The organism is uncultured Sphingomonas sp. (genome assembly GCF_913776855.1).
Taxonomy (GTDB): domain Bacteria; phylum Pseudomonadota; class Alphaproteobacteria; order Sphingomonadales; family Sphingomonadaceae; genus Sphingomonas.
This window is the reverse complement of sequence record NZ_CAJYQD010000018.1, coordinates 50,073-65,713: the sequence shown is the minus strand read 5'-3', so window position 1 is coordinate 65,713 and position 15,641 is coordinate 50,073. Positions and strand designations below refer to the sequence as shown.

Here is a 15,641-nt window from a genome sequence, read left to right as displayed (position 1 = left end):
CCGCGATCTCGTCGAACGGGTTCATGCTCATCTTGACGTTGGCGAGGTCGACCCCGCTGCCGTCCGCCTTCACCCGAGGCTTCACATTATAGTCAAGCACCCGCTTGACCGGCACCAGCACCTTCATCGGGGCTCCTCTCGATCCAATAACCGGTTCGCGCTTTCCCTAAACGTAAACCGATGGTTTTCGCAAGTCCGGTATGGTGAGGCTCCCCTATCCCTCCCCTTCAGGGTGCAGGTTGGGGATGGTCACCACGAGCGGAGCATATGCGGGAATGCCCCACCCCCGGCCCCTCCCCTGAAGGGGAGGGGAGGTTATTCAGACTAACGAAAAAGGGGCCCGGACGTTGCCGTCCGAGCCCCCTTTGCCGATCTTATCGCATTGGCGATCAGGCCGCCTTCTGCACCTCGGCGACGATCTTCCTGGCGGCGTCGCCCAGATCGTTGGCGGGGACGATGGCGAGGCCCGAATGGGCCAGGATGTCCTTGCCCTGCTGCACGTTCGTGCCCTCCAGCCGGACGACCAGCGGCACCGACAGGTTCACTTCCTTGGCGGCTGCGACGATGCCCTCCGCGATGATGTCGCAGCGCATGATGCCGCCGAAGATGTTGACCAGGAGGCCCTTCACCGCCGGATCGGACAGGATGATCTTGAACGCGGCCGTCACCTTCTCCTTGTTGGCGCCGCCGCCCACGTCGAGGAAGTTGGCCGGGAACATGCCGTTCAGCTTGATGATGTCCATCGTCGCCATGGCGAGGCCCGCGCCGTTGACCATGCAGCCGATGTCGCCGTCGAGCTTGATGTACGCCAGGTCGTACTTCGACGCCTCCAGCTCCATCGCGTCCTCTTCGGTGGTGTCGCGCAGTTCCATCAGGTCCTTGTGACGGAACATGGCGTTGCCGTCGAAGCCGACCTTGGCGTCCAGCACGACCAACTGGCCTTCTTCGGTGACGGCGAGCGGGTTGATCTCGATCTGCTCGGCATCGGTGCCGAGAAACGCGTCGTACAGCTTCGACGCGACGCTGGCGGCCTGCTTGGCGAGGTCGCCCTTCAGCTCCAGCGCGGCGGCGACGGCGCGGCCGTGATGCGGCATGAAGCCGGTCGCGGTGTCGATGTCGATCGAATGAATCTTCTCGGGCGTGTCATGCGCCACGGTTTCGATGTCCATGCCGCCTTCGGTGCTGGCAACCATCGACACGCGGCCGGTCGCGCGGTTCACGAGCAGCGCGAGGTAGAATTCCTGCGCGATGTTGGCGCCGTCGGTGACATACAGGCGGTTGACCTGCTTGCCCGCATCGCCGGTCTGGATCGTGACCAGCGTGTTGCCGAGCATGTCGGTCGCATGGGCGCGCACTTCGTCGAGGTTCCACGCGAGGCGGACACCACCCTTGGCGTCGGGGCCGAGTTCCTTGAACTTGCCCTTGCCGCGGCCACCGGCATGAATCTGCGACTTGACGACGTAGAGCGGTCCGGGGAGCTTGCCTGCGGCCTCGACGGCTTCGTCGACGGTCAGCGCGGCATAGCCGGCGGGGACGGGCACGCCGAACTTCGCGAGCAGTTCCTTGGCCTGATATTCGTGAATGTTCATGGGATTCGCCTTCCGCCTCTCGGGTGGTTGTACGCAGGTTTGCGAAGTTGCCGGGCGTAAAGCACATGCGCGCAGGCGAATCCAGCCCGAAAGCGCAGTAATGCAATTGCGTCGCAACTGCTTCAGGGCGGCGGACCAGCCGATCGCAGCCGGAAGCGCGCGCAGCACCGATCGGCGGTAAGCCGTCGCAATGTCTTGCCCAAGCCGCTATATCGCCGCCATGCACTGGGCCATCGGCATTCTGATCTTCGTCGCCACCGTGATCTTCATGGAAGGGTTCGCCTATGTCGCGCATCGCTGGCTGATGCACGGGCCGGGCTGGTTCCTGCACGCCAGCCACCACGCCCCGCGCCATGGCAACTGGGAGTGGAACGACCTGTATGCCGCGATCTTCGCAGTGCCGTCGATCGTCCTGCTGCTGGGCGGGGTGCAATGGGGCTGGTGGCCTGGCACGATCTGGATCGGGGCGGGCATCGCCGCCTATGGCGCGATCTATTTCGGGTTCCACGACATCATCGTCCATCGTCGGCTGAACCACCGCTATCTGCCGAAATCGAGCTATATGAAGCGGATCATTTCCGCCCATCGGCTGCATCATGCGGTCGAAAGCAAGCATGGCACGGTCAGCTTCGGATTCCTGTGGGCGCCCAGGCCCGAAGACCTGAAGGCCGAACTGAAGCGCCGCGGCAATGCCGGGGTTCGCGCGCCGACCGCGCAGACCCGCGATCCCGTCGAGCATCCATGACCGCCGGTGGCTGGCAGGCGCGGGCGCTGTCGTGGGTGCTGGCGATCTTCGCCACGCTAGCGATGGTCGGCGCGGTGGCAACCATGTCGACCAGGGGCGGATCGTCGCGTTCGGGTTCGGAAGCTGGCGTCGACACCGCCGAACGGATCGATCCGCGCACCGGCACGCCGCTTCCGCCGCCCGCGCCCTTTACGACCGGCGCGCCGCGCGTCGAAACAGCGGAAAGCGCCGCGATGGCGCAACAGGCCGCCGCCACGCGCAGCGTCTCCGACGGGCTGGCCGTGCTGACCTATGCGGTACTGGCACTGGTCGCGGTGCTGGCGGTCGGGGTGCTGGCGCTGTTTCGCATTGCGCAGGCGTTGCAGGACCGCCGGGACTGACACGGTGATCGTCGACCCGTTCTTCTATGCGCTGGCGGTGCCGGCGGTGGTACTGCTCGGGCTGGCCAAGGGCGGCTTTTCCGGCATGGGCGCCCTGTCGCTGCCGATGTTGGCGCTGGCGATCGACCCGGTACGCGCGGCGGCGATCCTGTTGCCGATCCTGATCGTGCAGGATGTGGTCGGCATCTGGGCATTCCGCGGGACGATCGACTGGCGAGTGATCGCATGGATGCTGCCGGGCGCGGGGCTGGGAATCCTGCTCGGCTATGGCTTTGCCAGCACGGTACGGCCCTCGGCGGTACTGGCAGTGGTCGGCGCGATTTCGGTCGCCTTCGGACTGTGGCGGCTGCGGATCGAACGCCGCGGGATGCCGGTCGCCGCCCGGTCGCCCGGCTGGGTCGGCACGCTGTTCGGCGTCGCGTCGGGCTTTACCAGCCAGGTCGCCCATGCCGGACAGCCGCCGTTTCAGCTATGGGTGCTGCCGCGCCAGTTGCCGCGCGACGTGCTGGTCGGCACCACCGCGCTGTTCTTCGGCGCGGTGAATTGGCTGAAGGTCCCGGCCTATCTGGCGCTCGGCCAGTTCACGCGGGCGAACCTGCTGACCTCGGCGGCGCTGCTGCCGGTGGCGGTCGCATCGACCGTTGCCGGCGTGTGGCTGGTGCGGCGGGTGTCGGCACACCGGTTCTACACCGCGATCTATGTGCTGATGATCGCGGTGGGGGTGAAGCTGGTGTGGGACGGAGTGACCTGACCGTTCAGGCGGGCTGGGCGGAAACCGTGCGCCAGCGTGCGACGCCGACCAGCAGCCGCGCCATCATCGCCGCCCCCACCGCAATGCCGATCGCGGTCGCCAGCGTCGCCTGCGCCGGAACGATCGCGCCCCATGCCCCGCAGGCGAAGCGGACGACGAACACGCCGAGATACAGGATCAGCGGCAACGGCGACCCCGGTTGGCGGACCCGTCCCCCCGGCAACCGCTGACCACGCGGATCGGGGAGCAGCACACCGCTTGCCGCGCCCAGTGCTGCGCCGATTACCCAAGCCCCCAGCGCGGATGCGGCCCCGGCCTGATGGGCGAAGGCGGAAACCCCTGTCACGCTCCACAGGAAGAAGGCGATCGACGGCAGCAGTGCGACCGCCACCGGCACCTCGCGCGTCCGCAACCGCCGCACGCCAAGAAAGATGAGGCCCGCCAACAGGGCATAGACCCATGTCGGCGCCCCGGTTGCGATCTGACCCGGATGCATGATGCTGTTCCTTCCCCCAAAGGATGATGCCCCCACGCTAGCGCATCGCCGACGCATGGCAAGCCGCTACGACGATTTGCGACAGCCGCGCGCTGCGTTGCAACGTGACTGTCCTCTCCGGCCATGACAGGATCGCCACCGGCCCTGCCGACACGGACGAACGACTCGCCCGGCGACAGGAATGGATGGGAGAGGATCGATGTCGCGATTGGTCAGGCAATTGTCGGCCTATGCCGAATATCATCGCAACGGGCATAATGTCGCGACGCATATGGTCGGCATCCCGCTGATTCTGTTCGCCATCGCCGTGTTGCTGTCGCGACCGGCGTTCGCGTTGGGCGATGGGGTGGCGGTGACGCCGATGATGGTGGTCGGCGTGATCGCGGCGATCGGGTATCTGCGGCTCGACCTGATGTTCGGCGCGTTCCTCGCGGCGTTCCTCGCGCTGATCACCTGGATGGGAAGCGGGATTGCCGCGTGGTCGACCGGCGCGTGGCTGGCGGTCGGGCTGGGCAGCTTCGTCGTCGGCTGGACGCTGCAGTTCGTCGGCCATTATTTCGAAGGGCGCAAGCCCGCCTTCGTCGACGATCTGTCCAGCCTGTTCGTCGGGCCGCTGTTCGTGGTGGCCGAAGCCGCCTTCCTGCTCGGCCTGCGCCAACCGGTGCGGCAGGCGATGGAGGCGGTCCACCGCTCGGCCTGAGCGGGACGGGGCGGCGCCCCGTCCGCCCGCTCAGTCGAACAGGCTCGACACCGACGATTCGTCGGCGATGCGGCGGATCGCCTCGGCCAGCAGCGGGGCGATGGTCAGGTGGCGGATCTTCTTACCCTGCGCGATCACGTCGTGGTTGCCGATCGAATCGGTGATGACCAGCTCTTCCAGCGCCGACGCCTCGACCCGCGCGACCGCGCCACCCGACAGGACGCCGTGGGTGCAATAGGCGACGACGCCGACCGCGCCGGCCTGCTTCAGCGCAGCGGCGGCGTTGCACAACGTGCCGGCCGAATCGACGATATCGTCGATCAGGACGCAGAAGCGGCCCTCGACGTCGCCGATGATGTTCATCACTTCCGATTCGCCGGCACGCTCGCGCCGCTTGTCGACGATGGCGAGGGGCGCGTTGTGGAGCCGCTTGGCGAGGCTGCGCGCGCGGACCACGCCGCCGACGTCGGGCGACACGACCATCAGGTTATGTTCGCCAAAGCGCGTCTTGATATCCTCCGACATCACCGGCGCGCCGTAGAGGTTGTCGGTCGGAATATCAAAGAAGCCCTGGATCTGCCCGGCGTGGAGGTCGACGCACAGCACGCGGTCAGCGCCGGCCTCGGTAATGATGTTGGCGACCAGCTTGGCCGAGATCGGGGTGCGCGGGCCGGGCTTCCGATCCTGCCGGGCATAGCCGAAATAGGGGATTACGGCGGTAATGCGCCGCGCCGACGCGCGCTTCAGCGCGTCGATCATGATCAGCATTTCCATCAGGTTGTCGTTGACCGGATAGCTGGTCGACTGGACGACGAACACGTCCTCGCCGCGGACATTCTCCAGCACCTCGACAAAGATTTCCTCGTCGGCGAAGCGCCGTACGCTGGCCTTCGTCAGCGGGATTTCCAGATAGTCCGCGATCGCGGTCGACAGGGGAAGGTTGGAATTGCCCGCCAGCAGCTTCATGGGTGTACCCGTATCCATGATGGAAAGAATGCGTGCGCCATAGAGCGCGCGGACGAATTGTGAAACCCATGTGACGCAAAGGGATGAGACGATGGTCGAGGTGACCTTCACGCCGTGCCCTGAGGATTATGTCGCGGTCCAGCGGACGATGTTCGCCCGCTCGCTGCGGTCGCGCAAGTTCATCGGGCGTACGGCCGGGCTGCTGGCGTTCATCGGCGTCGGTGCCATGGCGATCCCGTTTCTTGTGGATGGAACGGCATCGTCCGCATTGCTGCCGGTCCCCGTCGCGGCAATGGGTGCGCTCGCGATCATCATCGGCGGCAACTGGCTGTTGCTGCCGCGGCGCGCACGGCGGTTGTTCATGCAGCAGAAGACGCTGCACCACGAACACCGCACCATGTTCGACGCCAGCGGTTTTCGACAGGCGAGCGTCCGCGCGGAGATTGCGCTGCCATGGGGCGAATTGCTGGGCTGGCATCTCGGGCGTGACGTGCTGCTGCTCTACAGCAACGACCACCTCGCTTATTTCATCCCGGTTCGTGCTTTTGGTCCAGAGCAGTTGGCGCAGGTCGAGGCGGTCCTGATGCAGGCAAACCTGCCGCGCCGCTGATGCGGTTGCCGCCGCCACGCACGCTCCCTAAACGACGCGCATGACCGTCACCCGTTTCGCCCCCAGCCCGACCGGCTTCCTCCATATCGGCAATTTGCGCACCGCGCTCCACAACTGGATGTTCGCAAAGAAGGCGGGCGGGCGGTTCCTGCTCAGGATCGACGATACCGATGGCGCACGCAGCGAGGAGCGGTTCGTCGACGCCATCCGGCGCGACCTCGCCTGGTTGGGGCTGGTGCCCGATGGCGAGGAACGCCAGTCGGCGCGGTTCGACCGCTATGAGGCGGTGTTCGCCGAAATGGTGGCGAGTGGGCGGATCTATCCAGCCTATGAGACGCCCGAGGAACTGGACCTGCGGCGCAAGATCCTGGCAGGACGGGGCCTGCCGCCGGTCTATGATCGCGCCGCGCTGAAGCTGACCGATGACGATCGTGCGCGCTTGGAGGGTGAGGGGCGGCGACCGCACTGGCGCTTCCGGCTGGAGGCGGAGCCGATCGAGTGGGACGATATGGTCCGGGGGCCGCAGAAGTTCGACGGCGCGCTGCTGTCCGACCCGGTGGTGCGGCGCGCCGACGGGTCGTGGCTGTACCTGCTGCCCTCGGTCATCGACGATGCCGATATGGGAGTGACCCATGTCGTGCGCGGCGAGGATCACGTGTCGAACACCGCGACCCAGATGCAGATGTTCGCGGCGATGGGCGCGGTGCCGCCGGCCTTTGCGCACGAGGCGCTGCTGGTCGGCAACGAGGGCAAATTGTCCAAGCGGCTGGGGTCACTCGGCGTCGAGCATTTCCGTGCAAGCGGGATCGAGCCTGAGGCGGTCGTCGCGCTGCTGGCGCGGCTGGGGACCAGTGATCCGGTCGAGGCGGTGGTCGATACCGCGCCGCTGATCGCCGCGTTCGATTTCGGCCGGTTCGGGCGCGCGCCGGCGCGCTTCGACGAAGCGGAACTGGCACAGGTCAATGCCCGGATCGTCCACCAGCTGCCGTTCGATCGGGTCGCGCAGGCACTGCCCGACGGCATGGACGCGGCAGCTTGGAATGCGGTGCGCGGAAATCTGGAGCGGGTGGCCGACGCCGCCGATTGGTGGCGGGTGGTGACCGGGCATGTCGACGCCGTACCGGTCACGGCGGAGGATCGTGCGTTTCTGGACCGGGCGGCGGCGGTTGCGGCGGGGCTGGACTGGGCCGACCCGTGGGCGGAACTTACGGCTGCGCTGAAGACGGAAACCGGACGCAAGGGCAAGGCGCTGTTCCTGCCGCTGCGCCGTGCGCTGACGGGGATGGACCATGGGCCGGACATGGCCGCACTGCTGCCGCTGATCGGGCGCGAACGGGCGATCGCGCGACTGACGGGCTGACGCGCACGTCAACTTTACACCGCCCTCGACAGGGTATCTCATCGCATCGGCCGACTGGACGGCGGGAGACACGAATCGAGAAGGACGGTGACATGGCATATCAGGGACAACGTGGCCTGAACCCGGTGGGTTTGGGGTTTGCGATTGCGATCAATGGCGGCCTGCTGGCCGTGGCGATCCTGACGGCGACGACGGTGGTAACGCGTCACGATCCGTGGCAGCCGATCGAAGCGGTCAACGTGCCGATCGAACCGCCGCCCCCGCCCATCGATATGCCAAAGCCGGTGGAGAAGGCGCTGCCCGATCCCGCCCCGGTCCAGCCGATCTTCGCCCCGCCCGCACCGATTCCGGCGCCGGGGCCGGTAATGACCACCACGACCGTGATGCCGACCGCGCTCCCGCCGCTCGACCCGGTCGTGGCCGCGCCCGGTGGGACCGGCACCGGCAGCCCGGTAACGGTCGCCAGCCCGCTGCCGATACTGATCAATGCCAGCATCGATCCGCGCTATCGTGCCGATTTCCAGCCCGATTATCCCGCGTTCGAACGCAACCAGGCGCGTGACGGCGTGGTCGTCGTCCGCGTGCTGGTCGGCGCCAACGGCCGGGTGAGCGCGGTCGAGCAGGTCAGCGCGACCAGCGATGCGTTCTTCGATGCGACGAAGCGGCGCGCGCTGTCGAAATGGCGCTTCCGCCCCGCGACCCGCGACGGCGTTGCGGTGGAAAGCTGGCGCGAGATGACGGTGCGCTTCACCATGGAGGATCGCTGACCGGGCGCCGGGCGCGGGGGCTGGCGATTGTCCGCCCCTGCGCCTATCTTGCACCCCGTGAAGCTCCGCCATCTCTTCTCGCCGGTCCATGCCATTCGCGATTTCGTGACCTTCGCGCGCGCGCGCGAAAAGCATGAATGGTGGTTCCTGCTCGCATCGGTCTGCATCGTGCTGGTGATCGGATGGGGGTTCGTCCACGATTCCTATTTCGAACGCGCGTACAAGCCGAACATCATCTATGTCGAAAGCTGGCCCGCGAACCGCACCGACGAAGAGATCATCGCCCAGCAGCAGATCGACCTGGCCAAGGAAAAGGCCGAGGCCGCCGCATTCGAACGCGATCGCGCCAAGCGGCAGGCCGAATGGAAGAAGATCGACGACAAGCTGAAAAGCTGGGGCATCTGACCCGTTCGCACCCTGCAGGGGCCGCCGACGACGCGCGCTGGATGGGCGCGGCGCTGACGCTGGCCGAACGGACGCGGGGGCAGACCGCGCCCAATCCCAATGTCGGCTGCGTGATCGTGAACGACGGCCGGGTCGTCGGGCGCGGCTGGACCCGACCCGGCGGCCGCCCCCATGCCGAGGCGGCGGCGCTGGAGCAGGCCGGGGATCGGGCACGGGGCGCGACCGCCTATGTCACGTTGGAGCCTTGCGCCCATGTGTCGCCGCGCGGGCCGGCCTGTTCCGACCTGCTGATCGACAGCGGGGTGGCGCGGGTCGTCGTCGCACTGACCGATCCCGATCCGCGCACCGATGGACAGGGGATCGCCCGGCTGCGTGCCGCCGGAATCGCGGTGACCTGCGGCGTGCGGGCCGACGATGCCGCGCGCGGCATGGCCGGGTTCCTGACCCGGCGGACGCTGGGGCGGCCGTTCGTCACGCTGAAGCTCGCCTTGTCGCTCGATGGGGCGGTGTCGCGTGCCGATGGGCAGAGCCAGTGGATCACTGGAGCCCAAGCGCGGGCGCACGGCCATCTGGAGCGCAGCCGGCATGAGGCGATGCTGGTCGGGCGCGGCACGGCCGAGATCGATCGCCCGACGCTGAACGTCCGCCTGCCCGGCCTTGGTCAGCGCAGCCCGCAGCGGGTGCTGCTGTCGGCGGACAGCGCGGTGCTGGAGGGTTTCGCGATGCTGGCGAGTATCGGGCAGCTAGCCGATCTGCCCGGTGACCATGTGCTGGTGGAGGGCGGGGCGGCGACGGCGGCGGCGTTCCTGCGCGCCGATGCGGTCGACCGGCTGCTGCTGTACCGCGCGCCGATCCTGATCGGTCATGGCCGCACCCTGCCCGACATCGGCCTTACGGATCTGGCACAGGCGCATGGCCGCTGGCGGTTGCACGACGCCCGGATGCTTGGCAGCGACCGGCTGGAGGTTTACGAGCGCGCCAGATAGGGAGTGGAAACGAAGCGTGTTCACCGGAATAGTCAGCGACGTAGGGCGCATCGAATCGATCGACGGACCGGGCGATCTGCGGGTGCGGATCGGCTGTGCGTACGACACCGCCACCATCGACATGGGCGCGTCGATCGCCTGTTCGGGCGTGTGCCTGACGGTGGTGGGAAAAGGACCGAACTGGTTCACGGTCGATGTGTCGGGCGAAACCGTGTCGCGCACCGCCGACCAATGGGTCGCGGGACGTCCGCTGAACCTCGAACGCGCGCTGAAGCTGGGCGACGAGCTGGGCGGGCACATCGTCACCGGCCATGTCGACGGCGTGGGACAGGTGGTCGACGTGACCGCCGACCATGATTCGACCCGCGTGACCTTTGCGATCCCCCGCAGCCTCAGCGCGTTCGTCGCGGGGAAAGGCTCGGTGACGATCGACGGCGTGTCGCTGACCGTCAACGACGTGACCGACACCGCCGATGGCACCCGCTTCACCGTCAACCTGATCCCCCATACCCAGGCGGTCACGACGCTTGGGACCCTCGCGCCGGGGCAGTCGGTCAATATCGAGATCGACGTCCTCGCCCGCTATCTGATGCGAATGGAACAAGTCCGTGGCCAATCCTGAACTGGCGGGCCTCCGCCACGCCTTCCTCTCCAGCCCCGAAGAGATCATCGACGAAGCCCGCAACGGGCGGATGTTCATCCTGGTCGATGATGAGGATCGCGAGAATGAGGGCGATCTGGTCATCCCGGCACAGATGGCGACGCCCGATGCGGTCAATTTCATGGCGCGGCACGGGCGGGGCCTGATCTGCCTGGCGATGACCAAGGGGCGGGTCGAACAGCTCGGCCTCGACCTGATGGCGCGCAACAACGGGACGCGGCACGAAACCGCCTTCACCGTCTCGATCGAGGCGCGCGAGGGGGTGACGACCGGCATCTCCGCCGCCGACCGTGCGCGGACGATTGCGGTGGCGATCGACGCGTCGAAGGAAGCATCGGAGATCGTGACGCCGGGCCATGTCTTCCCGCTGGTCGCGCGGGAAGGGGGCGTGCTGGTGCGCGCCGGCCATACCGAGGCGGCGGTCGACGTGTCGCGTCTTGCCGGACTCAACCCCTCCGGCGTGATCTGCGAGATCATGAACGAGGACGGCACCATGGCGCGGATGGACGATCTTGTCGGCTTCGCGCAGCTGCACGGCCTCAAGATCGGGACGATCCGCGACCTGATCGCGTACCGCCGGCGCCACGATCATCTGGTCGAAAAGCGGGCGGAAACCGTGTTCGACAGCGAATGGGGCGGCGAATGGCGCGCCATGACCTTCTGGAACAAGGCGACCGGCAGCGAGCAGGTTGCGCTGGTCAAGGGGCTGATCGATCCGGGCAAGCCGACGCTGGTGCGGATGCACGCGCTGTCGCCGTTCGCCGATCTGTTCGGCGAAGGAGGGGCACGCGGCGGTCTGCTGCGCCAGTCGATGCGGATCATCGGTGAGGAAGGCGCCGGTGTCGTCGTCGTCATCAACCGCCCGCGCCCCGATGGCCTGACGCTCGCCATCCATGCCCGCAGCGGCGCGCCGGTGCCCGACATGGAGGAGCTGCGCGATTACGGTGTCGGCGCGATGATCCTGAACGAACTGGGCGTCGAGGACATGGTGCTGCTGACCAACACCCATCACACGCTGGTCGGCCTCGACGGCTATGGCCTCAAGATCGTCGGCGAACGGCCGATCACGGAGAATTGATATGGCGAAGATATTGATCGTCGAGGCGCGATTTTACGACCATCTGAACGACCTGCTGCTGGACGGCGCCCGCGCCGCGATCGAGGCGGCAGGGCATGAGCATGAGACGATCACCGTGCCCGGCGCGCTGGAAGTGCCCGGCGCGATCGCGATCGCCGATGCCGCCGAAACCTATGACGCGTTCGTCGCGCTGGGCGTCATCATTCGCGGCGAGACCTATCATTTCGAGGTCGTGGCGAACGAAAGCGCGCGCGGGTTGATGAACCTGAGCCTCGAAGGCGTACCGGTCGGCAACGGCATCCTGACCGTCGAGGACGAAGCGCAGGCGCTGACCCGTGCGAAACGGCACGAAAAGGACAAGGGCGGCGAGGCTGCCAAGGCTGCGCTGGCGATGCTGGAACTGCGCGAGCGGTTTTCGGTCTAGCTAAATCCTCCCCGGCACGGGGAGGGGGACCAGCCGCAGGCTGGTGGAGGGGGCTGTCCGCAAACGGATCGCTGGAGGAAGCCCCCCTCCACCACCGCTGCGCGGCGGTCCCCCTCCCCGTGCCGGGGAAGATTCAGATCGGTGCCACCTCACCGACCGGACCCACCTCCGCCGGCTCACCGCGCGAATAGACCCCGGTGAGCAATCCTGCCGCCAGCACCCGGCCCGCCATCGCCTCGACCACGGCACTCCGCCCCGGATTGGGGTCGAGATGCGGGGCTTGCCTGAGCGCGAACAGCTGAAACGCATAGCGATGCTCGCCATGTCCGGTCGGCGGATCGGGCGGCAGCCAGCCTTCGCGCAGATAGCTGTTGCGGCCGACATCGCCGTGCGTCGCGTCGCCGTCGCCATCGGGGCGGATGTCGCCTTCGGCCAGTTGCCCGTCCGCCGCCGCGATGTCCCACAGGATCGCATGGACCAGTGGCTGGGGCGAGGGCGCGTCGGCATCCTCGACGATCAGCGCCAGCGACGTTGCGCCCGCCGGTACCCCGCGCCAGTGCAACGGCGGCGACACGCCCGTGCCATCGGCAGTGAAGCGGTCGGGCAGGCGCTGCCCATCAGCAAAGGCGAGGCTGGCGAGGTCGAGGCTGTCGAAGCTGCCGAGCGCCGGATCGACGATCGTCAGCTTGGACGCGCCGGCGCGGACGTTCCGCAGCAATGCGCCCAGCCATCCCGGAACATGTTCGAGCATGACGGTCCTTTCGATGCTATTCCGACCAACAACCGGCAAAGGGCGGGGCGGGGTCCGTTGAGACCGGAAATAATGCGCTCGGTCGCGCGGGACGCAACCGGATACGAAGTGTGCCTGTTGCGTTGCAGCAAAACGAATTGCCGCAGGAGCCGTCCATGTCCGCCTCGACCGAACCGCCGCGCCTCGCCCTCGCGCTGCAGGGGGGCGGCGCGCATGGCGCCTATGGCTGGGGCGTTCTCGACCGGCTGCTGGAGGAGGACCTGCCGATCGTCGCGGTCAGCGGCGCATCGGCAGGCGCGCTGAACGGCGCCGCGCTGGTCACCGGGCTGGTGGCGGGCGGGCGACAGGGCGCGAAGGACGCGTTGGAGCGGCTGTGGGACACGGTGTCGCGAACCTCGCCGTTGCAGGCGTTCGACCTTGGCATGTGGGCGCCGCCGCTGTTCGAACCGGCGCTGCGCCGCTCGCTGGAGGTCGGCAAGCTGGTCGGGCGCTATGTCGCGCCGCTGTCGCCGGGCTTGCGCGACATGCGCGCGCTGCGCCGCGTCGTGGAGGAAAGCATCGACCTGTCACTGCTGCGCGTTCGCAGGGCGATCCCGCTGTCGATCGCCGCGACCCGTGTTGCGACGGGGGCGGCGCGGCTGTTCGACAATGACGCGATCACGCTCGACGCGCTGATGGCGTCGGCGTGCCTGCCCGACCTGTTCGGACCGGTGACGATCGACGACGAACCCTATTGGGACGGCGGTTTTTCGGCGAACCCGGCGCTCGAACCGCTGATCTTCGGCGGCCATGGGCAAAGCGACCTGCTGATCGTCCAGATCACGCCCTTCGCGACGCAGGACACGCCCGAGACGCTGGTCGAGGTGATGGGGCGGATGAGCGATATCGGATTCAATGCGTGCCTGCTGCGCGACCTCAAGGCGCTGACGCAGGTGCAGGCAATCGCGCGCCGCGCGCCGCCGATCGACGCCAATTTCACTGCACTGGCCAACACCAACCTGCACCTGATGGAGGCATCGCCGGCGCTCGCGGCACGCGGCCCCACCGGCAAGATCGATACCCGCCGGTCGCAGCTGGAGGCGCTGCGCGAACTGGGACGCGGCACGGCGGATGCGTGGCTACGCGACCATGGGGCCAGGCTGGGGCGCGGATCGACGCTGACCGCACTGCCCGAAGGAGTCGCGGCCTAGGCGGTGACGATCGCCCCGCCGACGACCGCGACCGGCCACGGCGTCAGCGACTGCCCCGGACACGGCCCGCCAAGGCATTTGCCGTCCGCAATCGCAAACAACGCCGCGTGCCAGCTGCACGTGATCGCACTGCGATCCGGCGTCAGATAGGCGTCGAGCGTCTGCGCCAGCGGCAGCCCCATATGCGGACAGCGGTCGACATAGCCGAACACCGCGCTCCCCTGTCGCACCACGAAGCCGTGAAAACGCCCGGCGCGCAGTTGCAGGACGTAATTGCGCGCGGTGCCATCGGGAATGTCGGACAACGGCCCGATCGTAACGCCGGCCGGCGTCGCAAAGACGCGTTCCTCGGTCATCCGGGCAGCTGCGCCTTGGCGAAACCGGTCCACACATCGTCGTAGTCGAGCTGCATCGTCGGCGTGGCCATCGCCCAGGTGGTCGGCCGCACGACGTGGCGGGTTTCGAACATGAACGCCATGGTGTCGGCGATCCGGTGCGGTGTCAGGTCGGTGGCGACCGCCTTTTCATAGCTCGCCTGATCGGGGCCGTGGCCGTTCATCTGGTTGTGGAGCGACGCGCCGCCGGGCGCGAAGCCGCCTTCCTTCGCATCATAGGCGCCGGTGACCAGCCCCATGAACTCGCTCATCACGTTGCGGTGGAACCAGGGCGGGCGGAACGTGTCCTCCGCCACCATCCAGCGCGGGGGAAAGATCACGAAATCACAATTGGCGGTGCCGGGCGTCTCACTGGGCGCGGTCAGCACGGTGAAGATCGACGGGTCGGGATGGTCGAAGCTGACGGTGTTGATCGTGTTGAAGCGGGTGAGGTCATAGCGGCACGGCGCCAGGTTGCCATGCCACGCCACCACGTCGAACGGCGAATGGTCGAGCGTAGTCGTCCACAGCCCGCCCTGGAATTTCTGCATAACCTCGCAGGACACGTCGCTGTCCTCGAACCATGCCGAGGGCGTTTCGAAGTCGCGCGGATTGGCGAGGCCGTTGGCGCCGATCGGCCCCAGATCGGGGAGGCGGAACAGGCTGCCGTAATTCTCGCAGACATAGCCGCGCGCCGCACCATCGGGCAGGCGTACCCGGAACCGCACCCCGCGCGGGATCAGCGCGATCTGCAGCGGGGCAATATCGATCCGGCCCAGTTCGGTATCGATCGCCAACGCACCCTGCTGCGGTACGATCAGCAACTCGCCATCGGCGGAAAAGAAGGCGCGCTCCATGTCCTTCGTCGCGGCATAGAGATGAATGCCGACCCCGCTCTGCGCCGCGACGTCGCCGGTCGCGCCATAGGTGACGAGGCCGTCGACCCAGTCGGTCGGCTCGGTCGGCAGGGGCAGCGGATCCCAGCGCATCCGGTTGGGGCTGGGCGGCGTCTCGATCGGCGCGGACTGGAGTTGTCGCGCGCCGGCATAGGGAACGAACGCGCCATGATTGGCGGTCGGGCGCAGGCGGTATAGCCACGAGCGGCGGTTCTCGCTGCGCGGTGCGGTGAAAGCGGTGCCGGACAGCTGCTCGGCATACAGGCCGAACGGCACGCGCTGCGGGCTGTTGCGGCCGATCGGCAGCGCGCCGGGGACCGCTTCGGTGGCGATGTGGTTGGCGAAACCGGGGTGGTAGGTCATGGTCACCTCATGATCCTCCCCGGAACGGGGAGGGGGACCGTTCGCATCGCGAACGGTGGAGGGGGCTGGCCGCAAATGGTCCGCTGGTGGATGCCCCTCCTCCACCAGCTTCAGCCGCCCGCCGGGCCGTCAGTCTCGGCGAAGCCGCG

Annotated in this window: 19 protein-coding genes and 1 pseudogene; 13 read left to right on the top strand and 7 right to left on the bottom strand. The window is 67.5% G+C overall.

Features of this window, described 5'->3' with window-relative positions:
* Positions 1–127 (bottom strand): annotated as a pseudogene (locus QZ755_RS04575) (electron transfer flavoprotein subunit beta/FixA family protein); the annotation flags it as partial.
* 262 nt (positions 128–389) lie between these two features.
* Positions 390–1,589 carry an ADP-forming succinate--CoA ligase subunit beta gene (gene sucC, locus QZ755_RS04570; protein ID WP_294320200.1) on the bottom strand — a complete coding sequence of 400 codons (1,200 nt, stop codon included), beginning with the start codon at positions 1,587–1,589 and terminating at the stop codon, positions 390–392.
* A 220-nt stretch (positions 1,590–1,809) separates the two neighbouring features.
* On the opposite strand from sucC, the gene QZ755_RS04565 reads away from it, so the two are divergent.
* Genes QZ755_RS04565 through QZ755_RS04555 form a run of 3 tightly spaced genes read left to right on the top strand, consistent with a single transcriptional unit; the run spans position 1,810 to position 3,465 of the window.
* Positions 1,810–2,334 (top strand): sterol desaturase family protein, encoded by a 525-nt coding sequence (locus QZ755_RS04565; protein WP_294320198.1) that lies wholly within the window; start codon positions 1,810–1,812, stop codon positions 2,332–2,334.
* Positions 2,331–2,714, top strand: a complete 384-nt coding sequence (locus tag QZ755_RS04560) for a hypothetical protein (protein WP_294320196.1) — start codon at positions 2,331–2,333, stop codon at positions 2,712–2,714. Before QZ755_RS04565 ends, QZ755_RS04560 begins: the two co-directional genes overlap by 4 nt.
* Before the next feature lie 4 nt (positions 2,715–2,718).
* The gene (locus tag QZ755_RS04555; RefSeq protein ID WP_294320194.1) at positions 2,719–3,465 is read left to right on the top strand and encodes a sulfite exporter TauE/SafE family protein; all 747 of its coding nucleotides are present in this window, start codon (positions 2,719–2,721) and stop codon (positions 3,463–3,465) included.
* A gap of 4 nt (positions 3,466–3,469) precedes the next feature.
* On the opposite strand, the gene QZ755_RS04550 is transcribed toward QZ755_RS04555, so the two are convergent.
* Positions 3,470–3,961, bottom strand: coding sequence for a DUF6622 family protein (locus QZ755_RS04550; RefSeq protein WP_294320192.1), 492 nt, complete (start codon positions 3,959–3,961; stop codon positions 3,470–3,472).
* Positions 3,962–4,160: 199 nt separating this feature from the next.
* On the opposite strand from QZ755_RS04550, the gene QZ755_RS04545 reads away from it, so the two are divergent.
* A complete protein-coding gene (locus tag QZ755_RS04545) occupies positions 4,161–4,661 on the top strand; it encodes an Mpo1-like protein (protein WP_294320190.1) in 501 nt (166 codons plus the stop codon).
* 30 nt (positions 4,662–4,691) lie between these two features.
* Here QZ755_RS04545 and QZ755_RS04540 read toward each other — a convergent pair whose 3' ends face one another.
* Positions 4,692–5,627 carry a ribose-phosphate pyrophosphokinase gene (locus tag QZ755_RS04540; protein ID WP_294320188.1) on the bottom strand — a complete coding sequence of 312 codons (936 nt, stop codon included), beginning with the start codon at positions 5,625–5,627 and terminating at the stop codon, positions 4,692–4,694.
* A 91-nt stretch (positions 5,628–5,718) separates the two neighbouring features.
* On the opposite strand from QZ755_RS04540, the gene QZ755_RS04535 reads away from it, so the two are divergent.
* The 8 genes from QZ755_RS04535 to ribH all read left to right on the top strand — a co-directional run bounded on the left by QZ755_RS04535 (position 5,719) and on the right by ribH (position 11,918).
* Positions 5,719–6,237, top strand: a complete 519-nt coding sequence (locus QZ755_RS04535) for a YcxB family protein (protein ID WP_294320186.1) — start codon at positions 5,719–5,721, stop codon at positions 6,235–6,237.
* 40 nt (positions 6,238–6,277) lie between these two features.
* The gene (gltX, locus tag QZ755_RS04530) at positions 6,278–7,597 is read left to right on the top strand and encodes a glutamate--tRNA ligase (protein ID WP_294320185.1); all 1,320 of its coding nucleotides are present in this window, start codon (positions 6,278–6,280) and stop codon (positions 7,595–7,597) included.
* 92 nt (positions 7,598–7,689) lie between these two features.
* Complete coding sequence (locus QZ755_RS04525; RefSeq protein ID WP_294320182.1) at positions 7,690–8,364, top strand: TonB family protein; 675 nt, start codon at positions 7,690–7,692, stop codon at positions 8,362–8,364.
* 57 nt (positions 8,365–8,421) lie between these two features.
* Entirely contained in the window at positions 8,422–8,769 is a 348-nt protein-coding gene (locus QZ755_RS04520) for a hypothetical protein (protein ID WP_294320180.1), read from the top strand.
* Complete coding sequence (gene ribD / locus QZ755_RS04515) at positions 8,766–9,755, top strand: bifunctional diaminohydroxyphosphoribosylaminopyrimidine deaminase/5-amino-6-(5-phosphoribosylamino)uracil reductase RibD (RefSeq protein ID WP_366509161.1); 990 nt, start codon at positions 8,766–8,768, stop codon at positions 9,753–9,755. Before QZ755_RS04520 ends, ribD begins: the two co-directional genes overlap by 4 nt.
* 16 nt (positions 9,756–9,771) lie before the next feature.
* On the top strand, positions 9,772–10,377 hold the full coding sequence (locus QZ755_RS04510) for a riboflavin synthase (RefSeq protein ID WP_294320177.1): 606 nt from the start codon (positions 9,772–9,774) through the stop codon (positions 10,375–10,377).
* Positions 10,364–11,494, top strand: coding sequence for a 3,4-dihydroxy-2-butanone-4-phosphate synthase (ribB, locus tag QZ755_RS04505; RefSeq protein ID WP_294320175.1), 1,131 nt, complete (start codon positions 10,364–10,366; stop codon positions 11,492–11,494). The genes QZ755_RS04510 and ribB overlap by 14 nt, the downstream gene beginning before the upstream one ends.
* A 1-nt stretch (position 11,495) precedes the next feature.
* A complete protein-coding gene (gene ribH / locus QZ755_RS04500; protein WP_294320173.1) occupies positions 11,496–11,918 on the top strand; it encodes a 6,7-dimethyl-8-ribityllumazine synthase in 423 nt (140 codons plus the stop codon).
* 133 nt (positions 11,919–12,051) lie between these two features.
* On the opposite strand, the gene QZ755_RS04495 is transcribed toward ribH, so the two are convergent.
* Complete coding sequence (locus QZ755_RS04495; RefSeq protein WP_294320171.1) at positions 12,052–12,669, bottom strand: YbhB/YbcL family Raf kinase inhibitor-like protein; 618 nt, start codon at positions 12,667–12,669, stop codon at positions 12,052–12,054.
* Between the two features lie 155 nt (positions 12,670–12,824).
* Between QZ755_RS04495 and QZ755_RS04490 the strand changes: the two genes are divergently transcribed.
* Entirely contained in the window at positions 12,825–13,859 is a 1,035-nt protein-coding gene (locus QZ755_RS04490) for a patatin-like phospholipase family protein (protein WP_294320168.1), read from the top strand.
* Here the strand turns inward: QZ755_RS04490 and QZ755_RS04485 are convergent.
* Together QZ755_RS04485 and hmgA are read right to left on the bottom strand one after the other, a co-directional pair.
* Complete coding sequence (locus tag QZ755_RS04485) at positions 13,856–14,215, bottom strand: Rieske (2Fe-2S) protein (protein WP_294320166.1); 360 nt, start codon at positions 14,213–14,215, stop codon at positions 13,856–13,858. The two genes, QZ755_RS04490 and QZ755_RS04485, sit on opposite strands and share 4 nt — an antisense overlap.
* The gene (gene hmgA, locus QZ755_RS04480; protein ID WP_294320211.1) at positions 14,212–15,492 is read right to left on the bottom strand and encodes a homogentisate 1,2-dioxygenase; all 1,281 of its coding nucleotides are present in this window, start codon (positions 15,490–15,492) and stop codon (positions 14,212–14,214) included. The genes QZ755_RS04485 and hmgA overlap by 4 nt, the downstream gene beginning before the upstream one ends.
* Positions 15,493–15,641: the final 149 nt, after the last annotated feature.

Bases quoted from the DNA above. Each gene is read 5' to 3' on its own strand.
- sucC (WP_294320200.1), bottom strand. From the start codon at position 1,589: ATGAACATTCACGAATATCAGGCCAAGGAACTGCTCGCGAAGTTCGGC.
- QZ755_RS04565 (WP_294320198.1), top strand. From the start codon at position 1,810: ATGCACTGGGCCATCGGCATTCTGATCTTCGTCGCCACCGTGATCTTC.
- QZ755_RS04560 (WP_294320196.1), top strand. From the start codon at position 2,331: ATGACCGCCGGTGGCTGGCAGGCGCGGGCGCTGTCGTGGGTGCTGGCG.
- QZ755_RS04550 (WP_294320192.1), bottom strand. From the start codon at position 3,961: ATGCATCCGGGTCAGATCGCAACCGGGGCGCCGACATGGGTCTATGCC.
- QZ755_RS04545 (WP_294320190.1), top strand. From the start codon at position 4,161: ATGTCGCGATTGGTCAGGCAATTGTCGGCCTATGCCGAATATCATCGC.
- QZ755_RS04540 (WP_294320188.1), bottom strand. From the start codon at position 5,627: ATGAAGCTGCTGGCGGGCAATTCCAACCTTCCCCTGTCGACCGCGATC.
- QZ755_RS04535 (WP_294320186.1), top strand. From the start codon at position 5,719: ATGGTCGAGGTGACCTTCACGCCGTGCCCTGAGGATTATGTCGCGGTC.
- gltX (WP_294320185.1), top strand. From the start codon at position 6,278: ATGACCGTCACCCGTTTCGCCCCCAGCCCGACCGGCTTCCTCCATATC.
- QZ755_RS04525 (WP_294320182.1), top strand. From the start codon at position 7,690: ATGGCATATCAGGGACAACGTGGCCTGAACCCGGTGGGTTTGGGGTTT.
- ribH (WP_294320173.1), top strand. From the start codon at position 11,496: ATGGCGAAGATATTGATCGTCGAGGCGCGATTTTACGACCATCTGAAC.
- QZ755_RS04495 (WP_294320171.1), bottom strand. From the start codon at position 12,669: ATGCTCGAACATGTTCCGGGATGGCTGGGCGCATTGCTGCGGAACGTC.
- QZ755_RS04490 (WP_294320168.1), top strand. From the start codon at position 12,825: ATGTCCGCCTCGACCGAACCGCCGCGCCTCGCCCTCGCGCTGCAGGGG.
- QZ755_RS04485 (WP_294320166.1), bottom strand. From the start codon at position 14,215: ATGACCGAGGAACGCGTCTTTGCGACGCCGGCCGGCGTTACGATCGGG.
- hmgA (WP_294320211.1), bottom strand. From the start codon at position 15,492: ATGACCTACCACCCCGGTTTCGCCAACCACATCGCCACCGAAGCGGTC.